At 40.4% G+C, this 19,907-nt stretch carries 16 protein-coding genes; 1 reads left to right on the plus strand and 15 read right to left on the minus strand.

The window, feature by feature from the left end:
* Positions 1-29: 29 nt before the first annotated feature.
* On the minus strand, positions 30-1,295 hold the full coding sequence (locus tag JSY38_RS06625; RefSeq protein WP_205115931.1) for a flippase: 1,266 nt from the start codon (positions 1,293-1,295) through the stop codon (positions 30-32).
* Between the two features lie 133 nt (positions 1,296-1,428).
* On the minus strand, positions 1,429-2,826 hold the full coding sequence (locus tag JSY38_RS06630) for a mannose-1-phosphate guanylyltransferase/mannose-6-phosphate isomerase (protein ID WP_239544399.1): 1,398 nt from the start codon (positions 2,824-2,826) through the stop codon (positions 1,429-1,431).
* 335 nt (positions 2,827-3,161) lie between these two features.
* Here JSY38_RS06630 and JSY38_RS06635 point away from each other — a divergent pair, with 335 nt between their 5' ends.
* On the plus strand, positions 3,162-4,172 hold the full coding sequence (locus JSY38_RS06635; protein WP_205115933.1) for a T6SS phospholipase effector Tle1-like catalytic domain-containing protein: 1,011 nt from the start codon (positions 3,162-3,164) through the stop codon (positions 4,170-4,172).
* Between the two features lie 96 nt (positions 4,173-4,268).
* On the opposite strand, the gene JSY38_RS06640 is transcribed toward JSY38_RS06635, so the two are convergent.
* From JSY38_RS06640 to asnB, 13 genes are all read right to left on the minus strand, one after another.
* Complete coding sequence (locus tag JSY38_RS06640) at positions 4,269-6,245, minus strand: polysaccharide biosynthesis protein (RefSeq protein WP_205115934.1); 1,977 nt, start codon at positions 6,243-6,245, stop codon at positions 4,269-4,271.
* A 308-nt stretch (positions 6,246-6,553) separates the two neighbouring features.
* On the minus strand, positions 6,554-7,729 hold the full coding sequence (locus tag JSY38_RS06645; RefSeq protein WP_205115936.1) for a DegT/DnrJ/EryC1/StrS family aminotransferase: 1,176 nt from the start codon (positions 7,727-7,729) through the stop codon (positions 6,554-6,556).
* 32 nt (positions 7,730-7,761) lie between these two features.
* Positions 7,762-8,403 carry an acetyltransferase gene (locus JSY38_RS06650; protein ID WP_205115938.1) on the minus strand — a complete coding sequence of 214 codons (642 nt, stop codon included), beginning with the start codon at positions 8,401-8,403 and terminating at the stop codon, positions 7,762-7,764.
* Positions 8,390-8,992 (minus strand): sugar transferase, encoded by a 603-nt coding sequence (locus JSY38_RS06655; protein ID WP_205115940.1) that lies wholly within the window; start codon positions 8,990-8,992, stop codon positions 8,390-8,392. The genes JSY38_RS06650 and JSY38_RS06655 overlap by 14 nt, the downstream gene beginning before the upstream one ends.
* A complete protein-coding gene (locus tag JSY38_RS06660) occupies positions 8,989-10,218 on the minus strand; it encodes a glycosyltransferase family 4 protein (RefSeq protein ID WP_205115942.1) in 1,230 nt (409 codons plus the stop codon). The genes JSY38_RS06655 and JSY38_RS06660 overlap by 4 nt, the downstream gene beginning before the upstream one ends.
* The gene (locus tag JSY38_RS06665) at positions 10,211-11,995 is read right to left on the minus strand and encodes a hypothetical protein (protein WP_205115944.1); all 1,785 of its coding nucleotides are present in this window, start codon (positions 11,993-11,995) and stop codon (positions 10,211-10,213) included. Before JSY38_RS06665 ends, JSY38_RS06660 begins: the two co-directional genes overlap by 8 nt.
* A gap of 57 nt (positions 11,996-12,052) precedes the next feature.
* Positions 12,053-13,117, minus strand: coding sequence for a non-hydrolyzing UDP-N-acetylglucosamine 2-epimerase (gene wecB, locus JSY38_RS06670; protein WP_205115946.1), 1,065 nt, complete (start codon positions 13,115-13,117; stop codon positions 12,053-12,055).
* A complete protein-coding gene (locus tag JSY38_RS06675) occupies positions 13,114-14,199 on the minus strand; it encodes a glycosyltransferase (protein ID WP_205115947.1) in 1,086 nt (361 codons plus the stop codon). Before JSY38_RS06675 ends, wecB begins: the two co-directional genes overlap by 4 nt.
* Positions 14,196-15,446, minus strand: a complete 1,251-nt coding sequence (locus JSY38_RS06680) for a glycosyltransferase family protein (protein ID WP_205115948.1) — start codon at positions 15,444-15,446, stop codon at positions 14,196-14,198. The genes JSY38_RS06675 and JSY38_RS06680 overlap by 4 nt, the downstream gene beginning before the upstream one ends.
* Complete coding sequence (locus tag JSY38_RS06685) at positions 15,443-16,558, minus strand: N-acetyl sugar amidotransferase (protein WP_275586988.1); 1,116 nt, start codon at positions 16,556-16,558, stop codon at positions 15,443-15,445. The genes JSY38_RS06680 and JSY38_RS06685 overlap by 4 nt, the downstream gene beginning before the upstream one ends.
* Positions 16,559-16,565: 7 nt before the next feature.
* Positions 16,566-17,324: a HisA/HisF-related TIM barrel protein gene (locus JSY38_RS06690; protein ID WP_205115958.1), complete on the minus strand. Its 759-nt coding sequence runs from the start codon at positions 17,322-17,324 to the stop codon at positions 16,566-16,568.
* A 2-nt stretch (positions 17,325-17,326) separates the two neighbouring features.
* Positions 17,327-17,920 (minus strand): imidazole glycerol phosphate synthase subunit HisH, encoded by a 594-nt coding sequence (hisH, locus tag JSY38_RS06695; protein WP_205115960.1) that lies wholly within the window; start codon positions 17,918-17,920, stop codon positions 17,327-17,329.
* Positions 17,917-19,782, minus strand: coding sequence for an asparagine synthase (glutamine-hydrolyzing) (gene asnB, locus JSY38_RS06700; RefSeq protein ID WP_205115962.1), 1,866 nt, complete (start codon positions 19,780-19,782; stop codon positions 17,917-17,919). The genes hisH and asnB overlap by 4 nt, the downstream gene beginning before the upstream one ends.
* Positions 19,783-19,907 lie beyond the last annotated feature (125 nt).

Raw genomic sequence — 19,907 nt, forward strand, 5'->3', positions numbered from 1 at the left:
AGACCTTTTCATCACAAACAAAACAAAAACTACCCTCTAACATAAAAAAGCTCCCGACAAGCTAAACAGAAAAAAGCTAGCACAATGAAGATCTCAGTAATCAATAAGGCTATCGTCGTACCTTGATAAGAAAAGAAGTAAGTCAAACTAACACATAACACTAAACTTAAAACTGCAGAAATAAGCAGAACATAAAAAAAAGCTTTTCCCCGTCCTGTGTTTAGTAAAATCTGAGTGCCAAAAATATTATTCAAAAAGATCAATAAAGGAATAATTAACATCACTTTTAAAACCCATGCACTAGTTTGCATCTCATCGCCATACAAAAGATCAATAATTTCATCAGAAAATAAGTACACAGTACCTAAAACAACGAGGTATCCTCCCCCACCTAAATAGGCGATTTTTTTTAATTTCGCGATAGCGCCAGCTTTATCTATTACTATTTTCTTTGCTATTAATGGAAATAAAGTATTGGTTATAGGAGTTTGTGCCAAAGCTAGAGCTCGCATAATTTTTTCTGCCGCAACATAATACCCAACCGCTACAGGACCAGACATTGTCCCTAATATAACAATATTACTGGAGCTAAATAGAGTAATCTTCATTTGAGACAAAAAAACGAACCACCCGTCAACTAAACACTGTCGAACTTCCACAAAAGACGGCCGCTTGAATGAAACCTTGTACTTAACATGGATCAAATAAAGTGCAAATAGCACAGATAAGAGAAATCCCAAAGCAGTAAAAAAAGGTACCCAAAGATAATCTTCTGGGCCAGAGATAAAAATAAAAATACCAGCTGTTAAAACTACTTTAGCGAAAACACTAAGATAAGAAACATACTTCATTGCTTCCATTCCCTGGAAGAACCAAATAGGAAAAAAAGATTGGCAAACCACGACAAAGAATGAAGTAAGATACAAAGGCCAATACTCGAAAAAAGAGGGTATCAGAAGCACAAACGCTAAAGAGCAAAAAAAACCAACAATGAGCAACACTGATTTAATAACTATCACATTACTATAAATACAATTTATTCTATCTAAATCATCTCGATAAATTGAGATGTCACGAGTAGCAGTAAGATTAAAGCCATAATCAGCCAGTACGACAAAGTAGTACATAAACGCGGTGACAAAAGCCAACTGACCAAATAATTCTACGCCCAACACTCTGATCAAAAAAGGAAGTGTCAAGAGAGGTAGAAGAGTGTTAGCAGCCTGCATTAACGCTAAAAAAGAGGCATTAACCAAAAAGCTCCGGTTTTCAGAGTTCAAAGCAAAAATTTTCATTTATCATTCATAAAAACAAGTATCCAAAAAAAACTACCCGACAATATGATAGTCATATTAAAAATCTGCCCGTGAACTTTAACCAAAGAGAGCACAACCATAAGATATATTTATGGCATGATAAAAATATAAGTTAACGTCCATAATAATCACTAAATCGCACTATATCGTCTTCACCCAAATAGCTACCCGATTGAACTTCAATCAATTCAAGCGGAACCGTACCTGGGTTTTCTAAAGCATGCACCACGCCAACAGGAATATAAGTTGATTCATTTTCAGTGAGAGATATCTCACGATCACCAATTTGCACTTTCGCCGTACCAGACACCACCACCCAATGCTCGGCACGGTGATGATGCATTTGCACGCTTAACTTCTCACCTGGTTTCACTATAATACGCTTCACTTTATGTCTCTCACCAGCGTCTACTATCTGATAAGTTCCCCAAGGGCGATGCACTGTGGTGTGATACATGTGCTCTTCACGGCCTTCGGCTTTAATACGTTTAACCACCTGCTTCACGTTTTGGGCATTATTTTTGTCGATTACCAACACAGCATCGGCCGTTTCAACAATCACCAAATCCTGCACACCCACAGCCGCAATCAAACGCGACTCAGAACGAATCAAGCAATTGACCGAACCTTCTGCCATCACATCGCCTAGCAAGACATTATTATCCGCGTCTTTATCTGCGTAATCGTACAACGCATCCCAAGCACCAATATCGCTCCAGTCGCCAACATAAGGCACAACCTTGGCTTTCTTGGTTGGCTCCATCACCGCAAAATCTATCGACTCAGCAGGGCATTGGGCGAATAAATCCGCATCAATACGCACAAAATCCAAATCTTCGGAACGCTGCTGATAAGCAAGACTTACCGCTTGGAAAATATCATCACGATGAGCCACTAACTCATCTAAAAACGCCTTGGCACGAAACAAGAACATGCCACTGTTCCATAGGTATTCACCACTATCTAAATAAAATTGGGCTTTTTCAAGATTCGGCTTTTCAACAAACTCCATCACAGAAAAACGCTCACCCGCACGAATATAACCATAACCCGTTTCTGGGCGTGTTGGCTCCACACCAAAGGTCACCAAGGCCCCTTCTTTGGCAAGATCAACGGCTTGCTTAATACAGGCTTCAAAGGCAGCAAGATCACGAATCACATGATCCGCAGGCAACACCAGCATCAGTGTATCGTCAGATTGGTCTCGCAACACTTCAAACGCCGCCAGCGTAATTGCTGGGGCAGTATTTCGGCCTTTCGATTCTAAAAGGATAGTAGATTTTTTAACACCGATAGACTGCAATTGTTGCGCGACCAGAAAACGATGGTCCTCATTACACACCACAACAGGATCAGCCACTTCCAAAGACAAAGTACGCAACACAGTTTGTTGCAGAAGACTGTATTCTTTATCAACCAAAGGCAAACATTGCTTAGCAAAATACTCTCGGGATAACGGCCATAAACGACTGCCAACACCACCCGATAAAATGACAGGAACAATCTTCACAAAAAAACATCGCCAATAGCAAAATAATGCCGCCATTCTAGCAAAAGTAGGAGATAAGAAATATAAGAATGAATTAAAGAAGGACAAATAAAGGAGGAAAAACCACCCGTAGCTCAGATGAGCCGAGGTAAGAGGCGCTTACCTAAAAAAACAACGACAATTGAAACCCAACCATACCAAATCACCTGTAGGTCACGCCTTTAGGCCGACAAAAACCCAATCATACCTAACCAAAACCTTTGTCGCGCTAAAGCACGACCTACAAAACAATAAAACCATGTTATTCTAACGACAACCATCAGGAAGATGGTGTTCAACACAACAAGGAGACAAGTATGTCGACGTTATTTTTTCATTTCGATGGAACCGACAATAGCCCAAATGACGCCTTCGCACCAGAACACAGCGTATCTAGCATCACCAATGTACTAAAATCCCATTTATTACTTGGTGGCCAATTACAATATCAGACAAACAGTGCGCCAACTCATTCGCCTCATCGCAGTTTTTACTATGCGGGCATTGGCACCTATGGCAGTTGGCTAGAGCAGAAACTCAATGCCGCCTTTGCCATCGAAGCGGGCCACGTTGCCAACATTTTAAATCGCGCCATAAATGACTTCAAAACACATTACACGCCATCCATTCGCCACATTGTCTTAATTGGCTTTAGCCGAGGGGCCGCCCTAGCAAGACGCTTCGCCGCACTCATCACGCCACTAATCGAACGCCCTATTATCATAGAAGCCGTTATCGATACCGTGGCTTCCGTCGGTATGCCAAACCTAAATAAAGCACAACGCCCCAGCACAGAAGTCGTATTCGAACATGGAAACACCTTGCCAGAAGGAGTACTCCGAGCCTTACATTTTGTCGCACTAGATGAACAACGCCTCGCCTTTCGCCCCACATTAATTAACCATGACGACAGAGCCGTTGAAATTTGGTTAGCTGGCGTGCATTCGGATATTGGTGGTGGCTACCGCAAAGATGGAATAGGAGACATAGTGCTGCGTCTCTTAATAGAATGGATAGAGAAACAGACCAAACAACGCAGCTACCAGACAGCACGTCTAGCAAAGAATCAGCCACTGCACTGGCAAACATTACTCACCATAGAACCAAAGCACCTAGGCAAAATACACTACCAACATCGTCGCTTAAAAACATGGCGAGAACTCACCCTTGCACCACGACAATGTTGCGCATTGGAAAACGACCAACCAAACCGAGCCCTATCACCCAACTGGCACCAAAGCGTCACCCAGCGAATTCGCAGCAACATCGGTTACTTCCCTATTGCACACTGCCCAACACCCGCTACCATCTGGAACCACAAGAAATAAACAGGTAAGTTGGCTGTACGCGTGCGGTCTTTAGTCCCTTCCCCTTATCACTTCTAAGGGGAAGGTTAGGATGGGGTTATGCTCTTGACCTTCAGGCTACAAAACTTGCTTTTTCATCGGTACAACATTTGAATCTTCGCTTTGTTGATCTAACGCTTGTTTCGCATTCCACACCAAATCGCCAATACCATCAATTGGCTGGAAGTCGGTTGGCGCGGCAATCAAAATCTCACGTACTTTTTCGTGATCAAAATCGTGGCAAGCTTTGTCCAGTTGCTCCATAGTTGTTTCAAAATCACACAAAGACAAAAACCGTTCATTGGCTGTCATTATGCGTTTATGCTGGGTTTCTTGCACATTATCGCCAATTAACAACTCTTCAAACAATTTTTCCCCAGGACGCAACCCCGTATACTGGATTTCAATATCCCCATTCGGGTTGGCTGCTGACTTAACTTCCAAACCAGATAAACGAATCAGATTCTTAGCAAGGTCAACAATCTTAACGGGTTCCCCCATATCCAATACAAAGACATCCCCACCTTTGCCCATGGCACCGGCTTGAATCACCAACTGAGCAGCTTCTGGTATGGTCATGAAATAGCGAATTATATCTGGATGAGTCACAGTAATCGGCTGATTATCGGCAATTTGCTTTTTAAACACGGGTATCACAGAACCGGAAGAGCCAAGCACATTACCAAAACGCACCATACAAAAACGGGTGAATTTTTCTTGTTTAGCTTCTTTTTTGGTTTCTTCTTCCGCCAAGGCTTGTAAGCCCAGCTCTGCCATACGCTTGGTGGCACCCATGACATTGGTTGGACGCACCGCTTTATCAGTGGAAATCAGTACAAACGATTCAACGCCGCTTTCAACCGCTGCTTTCGCACAATAATAAGTACCAAAGGCATTATTACGTACCCCTTCGACCACATTGTATTCCACCAATGGCACGTGTTTATAAGCCGCTGCATGATAAACAGTATGAACCCCAAATGCTTTCATGATCGATGCCAACCGATTGATACGCTGTACTGAACCAATCAGAGGAACAAGGATGACATTTAAAGACAGCTCAGCAAGTAGCTCATTTAATTCTTTATCTATTTGATACAATGCGTATTCGGACACATCAAACAAAATCAAATGACTAGGCTGCTGCGCCAAAATCTGGCGACAGAGCTCAGCCCCTATTGACCCGCCAGCCCCCGTCACCATCACTACTTTACCCAAGATATTAGCCTGCATTAACAGTGCTACTGGCACCACCACATCACGGCCTAATAAATCATCTACCGCTACATCTTGGAGCTCGTTTACCTTGGCCTTGCCTGTGACAATATCGTCAAAGTCCGGCACGGTTAACACTTCCACCGCATAAGGCAACAACTGATCTATCACTTTTTTACGCTCTGAACGGCTGGCTTTAGGAATCGCCAGCAACACTTTTCCGATCTGGTACTTTTCGATCAACTCGTCCAGCTGAGCAACATCATAAACCGAGATACCCTGAATGATGGTATTCGCCAAAGATACATCATGGTCAATAAAGCCTTTTACACGATAACTAGACGCTTGGCGAAGTGCCAAAGTAAGCTGCCTACCCGTAGACCCTGCACCGAAAACCAAAACAGACTCATAACCTTTACGCGGCGACTGCATAATCAAACCGCGAATCAACAAACGCGACCCGCCACACAACATAACTAAAAAAGGAAAATAAATAATCGGCACAGTACGCGGAATAGATGCCTGAAAGAAATAAGCTAAAGTTGTAATACTTAAAGCAGAAATTGCAGCTCCGACCAAAATCGCACTAAATGCATGAAAAGTTAAATAACGCAAAATAGCTCGATACAAGCCCAACTTGATATTGGCCAACAAGGTCACCGCCACCGTACCAGCTAATACATACCAAATCGCATAATTTGAAAAGCCCGTAAACTCACCCAAACGGGCCCAATACGCACACATAAATGCAATAAGAACAAACGAAGCATCGACAGCCAAACTGATCAGCCGCTTATAAAATCGCGGCATAGACCAAATAAAATCTAATTTTCTCACCATCTAACAACCCCTGTTGAACACTAAAAACCAAAGCCCACCGTCATTCCCGCTAAGGCGGGAACCCATATATCTTGTAGGTCAGCTTTTAGGACGACAAAAACCAGCAACACCAAGCCATCCGTATATCAGATGAGTCGAGGAAAAAGATATAGTCTGACAATCCCCTCCACTTATGTCTTACAAGGCTAGGGAAGGGCCATAACATAACTAAAAACACATAAAAACATTTTACACCAATTTTGCAAAAAATATGCATATAAGGCTTGCGAACATCATGACTCCAACTAAATGAGCCTAGTGTTGTACACTCACTTAGAAGCTTTCGAAAAAACCGTACGGATTACCTGAACTATCTTACCTATTTCGTCTTCCGTTAAGGTCGGGTGGACTAAGAACATTATACTGGTATCACCAAGTTGAACGGCGTTAGGAAGGCGTTTTTCAGGTCGCCAAGGGGTATTATCAAAGGCTTTTTCAAGATACACCTCTGAACAACTACCTTGGAAGCACGGTACATCAAGCTTGACGATTTCTTCAACGATCCGATCACGGCTCCAGCCTTCGGCTAAATGTTCTGGCACAACAAACATGTAATGTTTATATTCCGCGTGTTCAATATACTCCGGCACCTTCACCAAGCGTACACAAGAAAACGCGCTAGCAACTTGATCAATTTTAGCGCCATAGGCTTGGCGCTTAGCGGTCCATTCAGCCATTCGCGTAAGCTGAATACGACCAATCGCGGCTTGCATTTCTAACATACGCCAATTGGTACCAAAGCTTTCGTGCAACCATCGAAACCCTGGTGGGTGTTCTTTATGGTAGATAGCATCGTAGCTTTTACCATGATCTTTGTAAGACCACATAAACGACCAGAGGTTTTTGTCATTGGTGGTGACCATGCCGCCTTCGCCACCTGTCGTCATGATTTTATCTTGGCAGAAACTCCATGCGCCGATGTGACCAATAGAACCAACAGAACGACCTTTGTATTTCGCACCATGAGCCTGCGCACAGTCTTCTATGACAAAAAAACCACGCTCTTTGCTCAATTCCATAATAGCGTCCATTTCCGCAGGCATACCCGCTAAATGCACAACAATGACGGCTTTGGTATTGGGAGTAAGGGCCGCCTTGATACTGTCGGCCGTAATAACCTGACTGTTCAAATCCACATCGGCAAACACAGGGATTGCGCCCGCGGCAACAATACTCGAAGCCGACGCCAAAAATGTACGAGGCGTAGTGATCACTTCATCACCCTGCGTAATACCAAGCGCTTTAAGCGCCAAGTCCAGAGCTACAGTGCCATTGGCTAAGGCGATAGCGTATTCAGTACCAACCCAAGCAGCAAATTCTTTTTCAAATTCACGGCTCTCAGTACCTGTCCAATAATTCACTTTGTTGGACAAAACAACACGACTAACGGCATCAGCCTCTTCTTGAGTGAAAGAAGGCCAAGGAGAAAAAGGGGTGTTTAACATGACGTTCCTATCAATAAAATAAAGCGTAAAAACTAATCTTGCCCACGAACAACAACCGCCGGTGAACCATAAGCCACAACATTGGAAGGTAGACTTTTTACTACCGTGCTGCCCGCTCCAACCAAGGTATCATTGCCAATATTAATCAACTGCCTAACCTGACTACCAATACCTAGCCAACAACGATCACCTATCTTCACACCGCCAGCCAAGGCAGACGTTGGGCATATATGAGCAAAGTTACCAATAAAACAGTCATGCTCAACAATAGAAGACGAGTTAATAATACAACCCCGACCAATAAGAGCAAATGCGTTAACCACCGCATTCGCTAACACCACCGTGCCTGTAGATAACTCGGCGTAAGTACTCACCACCGCACTAGGATGAACCAGAGTTGGCAGCGTAAAGCCATGCGCTTGTAATTGTTTAGTTTTTAGTTCGCGAATAGCATTGTTACCAATGGCTACCACAGCCTTAGTATTATGCGTATTCAGTTTAAGTAAGTCGTCAAAGGTGCCAAGAACAGGCCAGTGCTCAAGTTGCGTTTTTTGTGGATAAGCATCATCATAAAAATTAACGACATAGCCCAGTTGCTCAGCTAAATCCGCCACCACTTTTCCGTGACCACTGGCTCCAAAAATAATCAGAGATTGGTCATTAGTTTCCATCATGGTTGGAACCTTTAAATGGCTCGATAGTAACATGCCCGTCCGCGCTGATCCCTTCGCGTACAAAAACTTTCTTTACCGTAAGCAGCAGTATTTTAATGTCTAGCCAAAAGCTTTGGTTATCCACATACCACACATCTAACTTAAACTTATCTTCCCAGCTGATCGCATTACGGCCATTGACTTGGGCCCAGCCCGTAATGCCAGGACGCACATTGTGACGGCGGGCTTGCTCAGCACTGTAAAGCGGCAAATACTGAACCAGCAATGGGCGTGGACCAACTAAGCTCATATCACCTTTTAGAACATTAAATAAGCCTGGTAGTTCATCTAGACTTGTTGAGCGCATGAAAGCACCAAACTTAGTCATCCGTTGTTCATCAGGAAGCAAGTTATCTTGTTTGTCTTTCGCATCAAGCATGCTACGAAATTTCATCATTTTAAAGACACAGTCATTTAAACCAGGGCGGTCTTGCGTAAATAAGATAGGAGAACCGAGCTTAAAGCGAATGAGCACAGAAACGACAACCATAATGGGTAGAAAAAACAACAACCCACAAAAAGACACACAAATATCAAAAACTCTTTTCATCGTTCATTCAATTCATTAATAATTTCTAAGTACTGAGTAGCTAAGTGTTCAAAACGTCTATTTGATAAAAGCCATTCTCGACCACGCCCCCCCATTGCTTCTCGCTCTACCTTAGGTAATTTAGCCAGTTTATCAACTTCATGCTTTAAAGCCCCTATATCCTCAGCGGGAACGAAAACGCCACAATCAGCTTCATTAACCATACTTGGGTAACCAGTATACGAAGCTAAAATAGGCTTACCAGAAAGCATATAGTCGATTACTTTATTCAATGATTGACCGTAAGCCCACAGGGGCGAGCTATTTACAGAAAAATACACAACATCCACCAATTTCAGAACAGATTGAACCTGCTTTTTTTCAACACGGGGAGCAAACGTTAAGTTTTTTAAATCAGAATTATTTTTCTGAAAAGACGCTTTTAAGTAACCATCACCAACAATTAAAAAATGTATGCCTTCTCTATCTTGCATGGCACGCGCGCAATCAAAGAAAGTTTCTAAGCCATTATCCGCTCCAATTGAACCAGCATGACATACAATAAACTTATTTTTTGGAAAGAAATCTTTCACATATTCAGGAGGTAAGGGTTGCGGCTCCACCAACAAACCCTCATCAATTCCTTGGGGAATACAGCCTGCATGGATGCGCTCACCAGTAACCTGAAAAATATGCTCCGATAAGTTCGGCATGGTTCCTACAACCTTGTCCGCTTTCGTGTAACCTAAACGCTCCACAAAGGAAAGTAGCAGTACAAAGGGATTGCGACGACTAACCCCTCCCGATTCAACCAATACCATTGGCCAGATATCACGGACTTCAAAAATAAGCTTACATCCGTATTTTTTGCGTAACCACAACCCATTTAGAATAGTGAGAAGTGACAAACTAGACACAATAATCGCATCCGGCTTGGGCAAGTTTTTTTTAGACATCTTGAATAGTTGCCATTCAAAGTCAAACCAGCTTAACATGCGTCCAAAAGATCTAGCCGTTTTATATTTCCACGTTTTCAACCAATGTACACTAACGCCGTCCACACTCTCGTGCTTTGTTACACCCTTAAAAATGGGCGCATCAATGAGATGATTCGAATCAGACGTTATCAAAGTACAATTATGACCCATTTTAACTAGAGCTCGGAGAATCAAAAAACCCCGTGCACTCACTTTAGCCGCGTATGGTGGTGCAACATATTTAGAAATATACCATATATTTTTATTCATAATGCTTTTCATAAATTTTAGGGATGTCGTTTATTACCCTGATGACTTCATTAAAGTCCATTCCGAGCGCATCAAGATACCATCTAATATTTTGGTATCTTGGTTTATTTTCACGTGCTACTAGAACCAAAGCTTCTTCACGAGTAATATCGCCCTCGCGTATCTGGTTACTACGAAAGGTATCGTGCTCTGTAAAGCCAGCAACAGTATAATAGATGTAGTTGTACAAGGCTGCTGTACCGTCGCCAATACGCCAAGTAGTACTTGTATCGGGAGCTTTCTCCCAGTCATACACGCCTAAAAGGGTGTTATCCACTTCCGTTTCATCCCAACGCCAATAATCAAATATATGATAGTAATCTTTCTTTTCCGTAAAACTTCTATGATACTCACCTGACAACGTATCCCACAAAGAACGATTAAAATATCCTGGACTTTGCATCATCGCTTTTGTTCTTTTGTAATGATATCTAAGTTGCTTACTCATGCCATGTGAATATACTTTCTTCTCTTCAAAATCTGGTGGAATATCCAAAAAACCAGTTTTAAAGTGCGTGACCTCTAACGGATTAACACCCCACAGGTTTAAGTTAATGCCTGTTTGCTTTTTCACTGTTTCAACGTGCCTAAAAAAGTGTTTATCACCTGCTGTTAGCATTGCCATCATCCCTAAGTGAGGCGATTTCAACCAAGCTTCTAGATTCATTCGAATATTTCGACGCTTTTTAGAAATATCCGCTGCTATTATGATATTTTCAACACCAAGTTGAGAGCACATTCTACTGATATTGCGGCGCCCTAAATCTGTCACCATCCCCCAATCATAAGTATAAGTTACTGGCTTCATTTTTAGTTCTTCAACTATAAGATGAAGACCATAACAACTATCACGGCCACCAGAAAAAGGAACAATACAATCTAATCCTTCTTTTCTTCTATAAGACTCTACAATGTCAAAAAGGTCTTCTTTTGGTTTAGGAGTATTTCTAAGCTTATAACTATTACAATAATTACAAACGCCATGATCGTCAAAATAAATGTATGGCATTGTTTCAGGAAGAATACAGCGAGTACAACGCATGATATTGAACGATGCATTAAACTCAAGAAGCTCTTCTTCTTTTTTTACATGCTGAAATTCAGGTATCAAATTTTCTTTTCTAGATTTTAATTCGTTAACTTTAGGTAAACTTTCCGATAATGGGATATCAAAAATGTATCCGCCCTCCTTCACTTGAAAAAAACTACTACATTCAATTTTAGTCAACGGATAACTTTCTGAAGAAAAAAACTTTTCTTCACCTCTTGTGCCAACATATAAACTACCATTATTAGAAAAAACAACAGCTTTTCCAAGTTTTGGTAATATAACTGCACAAGCAACAACACCAAGACATTTCTCGAGAACTAACGAGGGAATGTCTTTTAAGGCACCACCATTTAGAATATGGCATTCGGTTAAAGCAGCTATAATCTCAGAATCAATTTCAAGTTTTTTCTCAAGTCCTGTTGACTCCCAAATTTCTTTATCATTAACAATGATTCCATTATGAATCACAATCACATCATTTCTTACAACAGGTTGATTATCACCTAAGCCATTAGTTATTAATCGACTATGGCCCATTAAAAAGCTAGATGAACCAAATTTAGTATTTGATATTAATTTTTTAATATCGCTGTCTGCTTTTTCAACGCAGTAAGACTTATTATTAAAAAAAACCAAACCACTAGAATCTCTACCTCGCTGGCGTGCATGGTGTGCAAGAACGCTCACATCCCCCCTCTTTACAGGTGACTGAGAAAACAAACCAAATATACCACACATATAAAATTAACCTTTTAAAATAATATTAGAGACAACCCGCTGCGCTGCTTTGCCACCACCATATAGCTGCTGCGTATCTTTGACTTGTCTGCCTAGGCCAATTTTTGCTGCTGCTATGATTTTTTGAGTATCCGCCCCCACTAGCTCATTGGCACCGACTTCAATCAACTCTACCCATTCAGTTTGATCACGCATGGTCACGCAAGCTTTGCCAAAGAAAAATGCTTCCTTTTGCACACCGCCACTATCGGTTAGCACCAGCTGGCAATGATCCAGCAGCCACACCATTTCGAAATAGCCGACTGGCTCTATCAGGTGAACGTTAAGCTCTAGCCCTTGTTGGTCAATCAGTTTGCGTGTGCGCGGGTGCAAAGGCAGTATAACAGGCGCTAAAGTCTGGTGAAGTTCGTTCAAAGCCGACACAATAGCAGCCAAGCGCTCTGGGCTATCTGTATTTTCAGCACGGTGTAACGTAGCCAAAATAAACTCATTTGGAAGCTCATCTGCTGGAGCAACCGCTTTTTTGGCAAACAAAAGCGCTGCATCCTGCATAACATCCCCGACCTGCAACACATGGACCAACTTGTTGGCAAACCCTTCATTCTTAAGATTTTTAACAGCTGTGTCCGTAGGGCAAAACAATAAATCACTAATTTGGTCGGTAAGAATACGATTAACTTCTTCGGGCATCTGCATATTAAAACTACGTAAGCCTGCTTCAACATGGGCTACTGGAATATGCAACTTTGCCGCAGCTAAAGCACCTGCTAACGTAGAATTTGTATCACCATAAACCAAGACGCGATCAGGCCGCTGTTCAAGTAGCACCTTTTCAATTTCCATTAACATTCGTCCAGTCATAGCACCATGACTTCCACCATGAATATCCAACTGAATATCAGGCCTCGGAATACTCAATTGATTAAAAAAAATATCCGACATGTTTGCATCAAAATGTTGCCCAGTATGTAAAATAACCTCATCAACGCCTTCACTTTGTCTAATTGCTCGTGACACTACACTTGCTTTGATAAACTGTGGTCTAGCGCCTACGATTGACAAAACTTTCATCTTTCCACCCTTTTATATAGGTCAAACAATTTGTTTTCTTGAGATGACCAGCTGTAATCAGCTAAGACCGCTTGCTTGCCATTCTTCCCCAGCCTCTGAGCTAGCTGTTTATCATTCTTGAGTCGCTCAATAGCATCAATCAGCGATTCAGGATTCGTTTGATCAACGGAAAAGCCACACTCATTTTTATCGATGAAGGCTTGCCAATTCGACATTGATGACACTATAATCGGTTTACTTGCATACATGGATTCATACAGTCTGTTTGACTTTATTTCCAAATGATTTGGCTGATCACTAAACATCACTAATATCGCATCAGCATTCACATTTTCGTTTAAGGCGTCTTGGGCAGAGAGGTAGCCCAAGTAACGGCAATTGCCTGTTTGCCACGATAAATCAGAATAGCGCTTGGAGATGCCGCCACCAATGGCAATAGAAACATCCGGTAATCCTTTAGAAGCTGCAATAATTGTATTAGCACACCGTTCATCTAATACCCCCCCTAGACTCACTAGCTTAAACGTATCATCACACTTATTTGACAATGGCAACTCTTGAAGCAGAGGGAAATTCTCAAGCATCGTAACATCACTATTAACCTTGGAGAATCGTCTTACTAAGCTAGCGTCGACTGTAACGACCGCTGACATGGTTCTTGCACTCATATCTTCAAACCATTTTGCAATCAGAGATAGTGGTTTTCTTATAGGGCGAGGAATCCATGGACGCTGAAGCAGCTGAGCAGGTATGTCTTCATGAACATCAGCAATCACTTTTTTTCCTAAAAAACGTAATAGTAAAGCAACAGGCCAAAGCTCAAAATCATGAAAGTGGTAAATATCAGCCTTAACTGATAGAGATTTTTTAAGCGCAAGTATAGGTAAAAGGAAGGCCCGTCGAAATTTCGTTGGCGTTACTTGAATAGGAACTATCTTTACCCCATCTTCAATCATGTCGCTTGGGGCAGGAACGACAAAATATACTTCATAACCCACCTTTACCAGTGATTTACATTCCTTTCTAAATATACGGATATCGTGGAACTTATGAGCTGTAGATAAATGACAAACTTTTATCACTTCAATAACCTATAGAAACTATCAGAGGCAGATTTCAAAGAAAACTTGCTCTCGGACTGACTTGCTGAAATAGAGGTAGGAGGTGAAATGTATTGTGCTTTCAATGCAAGCAAAGCACGAATAATATCACTTTTGTCATACTGACACACGATTTGCCCCGACTCTCTGAGCACATCGTAAAGCTCTCCACCATTTGATATATGAAAAACGGTCTTGTCCAGGGCAAAATATTCAAAAATCTTCGTACCAAATGCATACTCAGAACCAATAGAGTTAATTGAAAGGCATGCATAAGCATTATTAATTAAGTTAGCTACTTGATCAGGCTCAACCATAGAAAAAATTTTAAAGCGAGTATCAAGAAGTGGTTCATATTGAGCTTTAATTTTATTTTTAGGGTAGTTTGTGTATAACTTAATATGTAAATTATCTTTTATAAACTGGTCATCTGAAGCCTCAATAGAATCTAGTAATCTATATATCGCCTCAATACGACCGTTAAACAAACTACCAAAATAGCAAAGACTAAAGTCACTAACTTGAACAGGGATTATCGCTTGATAATCATCAGGGTCATAAAAGTTATAAATCGTCTGAAAATGAGTATTAACAGCGTTATGATGACGCAACTTCATAATATTAGTTAGTTCATTTGAAACATTAATAACATGATTTGCATAATTTACCGATAGCGCCTCTTGAAAAACATGCTTCTTTTTCGTAGAAAACCGTTTGCACCCTTTTGTATAGGCAAAAACTCCAAGATCATTCCAGTTATCTCGAAAATCTTGAATAAGGTTTATGTTTGGAAGGTCGTATTTTGTTAGAGAGGCAAAGTAGTTAAGGCTAACAGGGTGACCAGAAGCAAGGACATTACGAATATCATACTCTTCGATGATTTTCTTGGCAGAGCTAACAATGTTGTAGCCGTCGTGTTGAGCTTCATCAATATCAAAAAATAGCTTAGACAAAACAAATTTAGTTAACCTAGAAACGTGATATGCAAATTTATTGTCATGACTTCTCATCAACCAAGATGGGAACCTGCTCTTATATTTATGTATCGCAATGGACTCTGGAAGATCTTTGCTCCAGTTAACACGATCTTGATAATTATAATCGGCACATAATACGTGAACCTCTACACCTTTCTTAGAAAGTGCCTTACTTAGCTTAACCCAACGCCTAGTAGCAATCCCTCCCATAGGAGGGAATTTATATAGCACTACTAGTATCTTTTTACTCATATCTTAAACAACCTTTTGATTTTTCGTCCAACCTGTAGCACCTTTTCTGAGGTTGGATAAGACGGGATATCCCCCTCAATAGGTTGACAGAGCTGTTTGAACTCTTCTAATTCAATATCTAGCTTTTTAGCCACATACTCCATGTCTAAATTTATTTGCAATTGAGAATCATATTCATCTTTATCTATCAGTTGTAACGCATCAGCTCTTGATACCTCACCAGCAAGGATTAAGCTTGATAGGTGAGCTCTTCTTTTATCGTATCCAAACTTATTAGGTAAATAATATGATTGAAAGAATCTAGTAAACTTAGACTCTCCGTGTTTCACTCCATAATCTTTCCAATCTAATTTTTCTATTATTAGCTTCTTTGCTTCAGATTTGTTGTAAGGGATATAGTTTAGAGGAGGGAATTTACTAATCTTATAGATATAAGGATAATAAACATGTGTATCGAATAAAGTTAATTTTGGGAATCTCTTTGTTCTAAATCCGCCAAATGACTTACATATATAGTCAAAGTGTATCGCATCCATGGCAGGAACACCTTGCCAACATCTCGGAAGAATACTCTCAGTTTGAATGTTATACCCAACAAGAAAGTCTCGTATATTGAATTTTTTCGCAATTTTATATAAAGCAGCAAAATACGCATGATCTTGAGGAGTATCTTGGTTCACCGTATGAGAGCGCAAAAAAGCTCGCTGAACTTGTTTCATCTCCTCCCAATCAACGACATGCGTATAAAAATTCAAGTCTAAGCTTCTAATAATGTTTTCAATATTACTTACCGCTTGTTCAGAATTCCACCCAGCATCTACATGAACGGCAAGAATCCTTAAGTCATAGTTTTTTTTGAGATAATACGCTAAGTAAGAGCTATCGACACCTCCACTAAGACCAATCATACAGTCATACTGATACTCGGCCCTACGAGCCTTGAGTTCCGCAATAAAATGATCGAGTTTTTCTTTACCTTCTTTGGTTGGTTGCCAAGCAGGCTTCCTGACGCTTTCAAAATAATAACAATGGCTACACACCCCGTCATCATCAAAGGTGATTGATGGATCAGTTGTATCCATGATGCACTGAGTACAAATTTGATAAGTCATATACAGATTAGCTCAAACTAGATTTCAAAAATTCGTAGGAAGGATACATCACGAGTGGAGCATCATACTTACCTAACAATGAAAAGACACTACCAGCAGCAACTGCAGACACCTCAGTATTCTTTGCTAGTTGAACGAGATCGTTGTAATCTCGGGCACCACCACACGCAATTAAAGGCACTGATAAAGAACGAGCTATTTCTTGAATATAACTCTCATCAAAGCCAACCCTTCCTCCATCTCTACAGACGAAGTTAATAAATACCTCTCCAACTCCGCGCTCTTGAAGCGACAACGCGATATCTATTGGATCTCGATCGGATACTTTTTTATCAACGTGTTCATATACAAACGGTTTTTCATCAGATTTTTTATAGATGTCAATAGCTCCGACAATGCTCTGACTACCATATCTATCAACGGCATTTTCAATAAACCCAGGCAACCCAGAAGCAGAATTGATAACTACCTTTTCAATCCCCAGATTAAACAGCTCTTCAATTTCATCGAGTGAGCTGATACCCCCACCGTATGCCACGGGCATAAAGCACTCACTACAGAGAGATTTAACCAGATTGATGTTCGCACCTGTTTTTAACCTAGACGCAGAAATATCTAAAACAATGATTTCATCAACTTCCTTCTGGTTAAAGATGTTTATCGTATTGATTGGGTCACCCAAATAAACCCTTTCAGTGAACATCTTTGTTTGAACCAAGCGACCTTTCTCGACCAAAAGGGTCGGTATAATACGCTTTTTAATCATAGTTATAACTCACAAAATTTTTGTAGTAGAAACATACCAAAGCGATGACTTTTCTCTGGGTGGAATTGAACCCCTATGATGTTACCTTTCCTAAAACCGGACACAAACTTTTTCCCATAACTCGTACTGTACATGACATCGTTAAGATCGTTACACTCTACATAATAGGAGTGAACAAAATAAAAGCGCTCATCGCCGTGAAGAATAAGAGGGTTATTTACATGTTCTACAATATTCCAGCCCATGTGAGGCACTTTTAAATTTTCAAATGAGAATTTCTTTACTTCAGCGTCCACCCAGCCAAAGCCAGCTTGATTGCCTTCTTCAGAAGACTTTGTCATCAGTTGCATACCTAAGCAAATACCGATAATGGGTTTACATTTGACCACAACTTCACGGTCAAGAACATCAAACAACCCCAGCCTCTTTAACTGATTAATCGCGTAGTCGAATGAACCCACTCCGGGAAGAATCAGCTTATCTGCCGCCTCAATCATTGATACATCGCTAGATATAACAGCATCCACACCAAGATACTTCAACATATTATTAATAGCGCCCAAATTTCCAACGCCATAATCTACAATACAGATCATTTAATATTCCAAACTCTTACAAAGTGGTGAAGACAATAACAACGCCAAATAAAGGCCCAATCAGTAAAGGTGCCAGCTTGATAATCTCGATACAGTCGGAAAACTTTTCCACCATCCACCACACCTGCTAGTCCGTAATTTCTAATTTCTTCAAATGTTGAATCAAATGAATGCTTTAGCTCATTCTTCTGCCAGACTTCTTGGGGTGACACAAAACCCATTTTATCTTTGCGCAGCAAGATGCTATCTGAAACTTTTCCTTTCGCAAGGTTTCTAAGAGGTACTTTGGTAACCCCCTCAACAATCATTTCTGAAGGAGATAAGGCTAATCCAGCTTCTACTATTCGATAATCCATAAATGGAAGCCTTGCCTCTATCGAGAAACGCATAGAGTTTCTATCTTCATCACGAAAATATTCTCTAAGCGATGAGAATTGAATATTCTTTCTTTGATACTGTTTGAAAAGGCTTAATCCTGGAAACTTAGGCTCTTTGCTGTACAAGATTTTTTTAATAAAAACTCCATAAGGGTCATAACGAGTAACATAATCACGTAACAAATACCGGCAAGCGCCTTTCAACAAGGTTGATGAGTTCAAACCTCGAATTTTTTTTATATCTATTAAATTTCTCACAAAACTGACTAATTTACCCTGCTTAAGCAATGAGCTAAGAAGCACATAATAGTCATTTGTATAACCACTAAATATTTCATCAGCACCTTGACCACTAAATATAACCTTCACATCAGTTTCTTGAGATATATATTGATAAATCTTATATTGAGAATAAGCAGAAAGTGAACGCAAAGGATATTCATGCGACAATAAAAAATCGTCAAAATCTTTTCGAAAGTCTTCGACTAACGGATATATAAAATGAGGTTCAAGATCGTTTTTATCTACAGTTATATCGACATAACCCTTCTCACTAAACATGGAGTCTTTAAAATCCGCCGTAAATGATTTTACTTTCTTAGCGCCTTTCATTAAAGATGCAGCAATAAGAGAAGAATCAACACCTCCGCTTAACATAACACCAAACTCAGTATCGGTTCTTTTCCTTATTTCTAAAGCGTTACTGAATATCGATGATAGATCATTTCTAGAAGACTTTAATTGATAGTAAGGTGTTAACTCTAGAGAACCATCAAAGGTGATAACACTTCCAGGAGTAAGGGATTTAATGCCTTCGAAGAAAGTTTCATCATCATGGCTAAGATGAGTATACCTTAAATAAGAGTATACTGCCGACTCGTTAATCATTAATGATTCGAAATATCCTGTAAGTCCTTTTATCTCACTGCAGAAATATATCTCCTCTCTATCCTTATTATGAATATAATATAAAGGTTTAACACCAAACCTATCTCGAGTAAGGGTTAAGTGACCAGTAACCTGATCATAGATTGCTGCAGCCCACATGCCATTAAATTGATTAAATGCATCTATTCCCCAGCAATGATAACCTTTAATAAACACTTCTGTGTCGGAGTCAGAGTCAAAGGAATAACCGAGTTTAATCAGCTCCTCACGCAATTCAATATAATTGTAAACTTCACCGTTGTATACTAAGGTAAAGCGCTCATAACGATAGGGCTGATGACCTCGCTCTGATAAGTCAATAATACTGAGGCGACGATGACCCAATACAAGATTACTAGTATCAATTTCCTTAATGTGCCGACCGATACATTTAACGTCAATCGTATCATCACCATACACATGCTCTAATTCACCAGCCCTACAAATAACAAAGCCTTCGTCATCAGGTCCTCTGTGAGCTATTTTTTTGTGGTTTTCATAGTATTCAAGCAAATTTAAGTTTGAAATCTTAGAGTAATATCCAGATATTCCACACATACCATTCCTCTAATAAATATATTTTGCTTCTAGAAAGCAATGAGATTTTTTAATAATTTAACTCGATCTAATATCAAGCCAAATCCACTTGCAACCTCAATCAAATCAGAAAATTTCTCTCACGC

The sequence above is a fragment of the Marinomonas foliarum genome, from assembly GCF_016906065.1.
Classification (GTDB): Bacteria; Pseudomonadota; Gammaproteobacteria; order Pseudomonadales; family Marinomonadaceae; genus Marinomonas; species Marinomonas foliarum.

Excerpts from the sequence above, each read along its gene's own strand:
- JSY38_RS06650 (WP_205115938.1), bottom strand. The coding sequence starts at position 8,403 with ATGATGGAAACTAATGACCAATCTCTGATTATTTTTGGAGCCAGTGGT.
- hisH (WP_205115960.1), bottom strand. The coding sequence starts at position 17,920 with ATGATCTGTATTGTAGATTATGGCGTTGGAAATTTGGGCGCTATTAAT.
- JSY38_RS06625 (WP_205115931.1), bottom strand. The coding sequence starts at position 1,295 with ATGAAAATTTTTGCTTTGAACTCTGAAAACCGGAGCTTTTTGGTTAAT.
- JSY38_RS06635 (WP_205115933.1), top strand. The coding sequence starts at position 3,162 with ATGTCGACGTTATTTTTTCATTTCGATGGAACCGACAATAGCCCAAAT.
- wecB (WP_205115946.1), bottom strand. The coding sequence starts at position 13,117 with ATGAAAGTTTTGTCAATCGTAGGCGCTAGACCACAGTTTATCAAAGCA.
- JSY38_RS06660 (WP_205115942.1), bottom strand. The coding sequence starts at position 10,218 with ATGAATAAAAATATATGGTATATTTCTAAATATGTTGCACCACCATAC.
- JSY38_RS06680 (WP_205115948.1), bottom strand. The coding sequence starts at position 15,446 with ATGAGTAAAAAGATACTAGTAGTGCTATATAAATTCCCTCCTATGGGA.
- JSY38_RS06645 (WP_205115936.1), bottom strand. The coding sequence starts at position 7,729 with ATGTTAAACACCCCTTTTTCTCCTTGGCCTTCTTTCACTCAAGAAGAG.
- JSY38_RS06655 (WP_205115940.1), bottom strand. The coding sequence starts at position 8,992 with ATGAAAAGAGTTTTTGATATTTGTGTGTCTTTTTGTGGGTTGTTGTTT.
- JSY38_RS06640 (WP_205115934.1), bottom strand. The coding sequence starts at position 6,245 with ATGGTGAGAAAATTAGATTTTATTTGGTCTATGCCGCGATTTTATAAG.
- JSY38_RS06685 (WP_275586988.1), bottom strand. The coding sequence starts at position 16,558 with ATGACTTATCAAATTTGTACTCAGTGCATCATGGATACAACTGATCCA.
- asnB (WP_205115962.1), bottom strand. The coding sequence starts at position 19,782 with ATGTGTGGAATATCTGGATATTACTCTAAGATTTCAAACTTAAATTTG.
- JSY38_RS06690 (WP_205115958.1), bottom strand. The coding sequence starts at position 17,324 with ATGATTAAAAAGCGTATTATACCGACCCTTTTGGTCGAGAAAGGTCGC.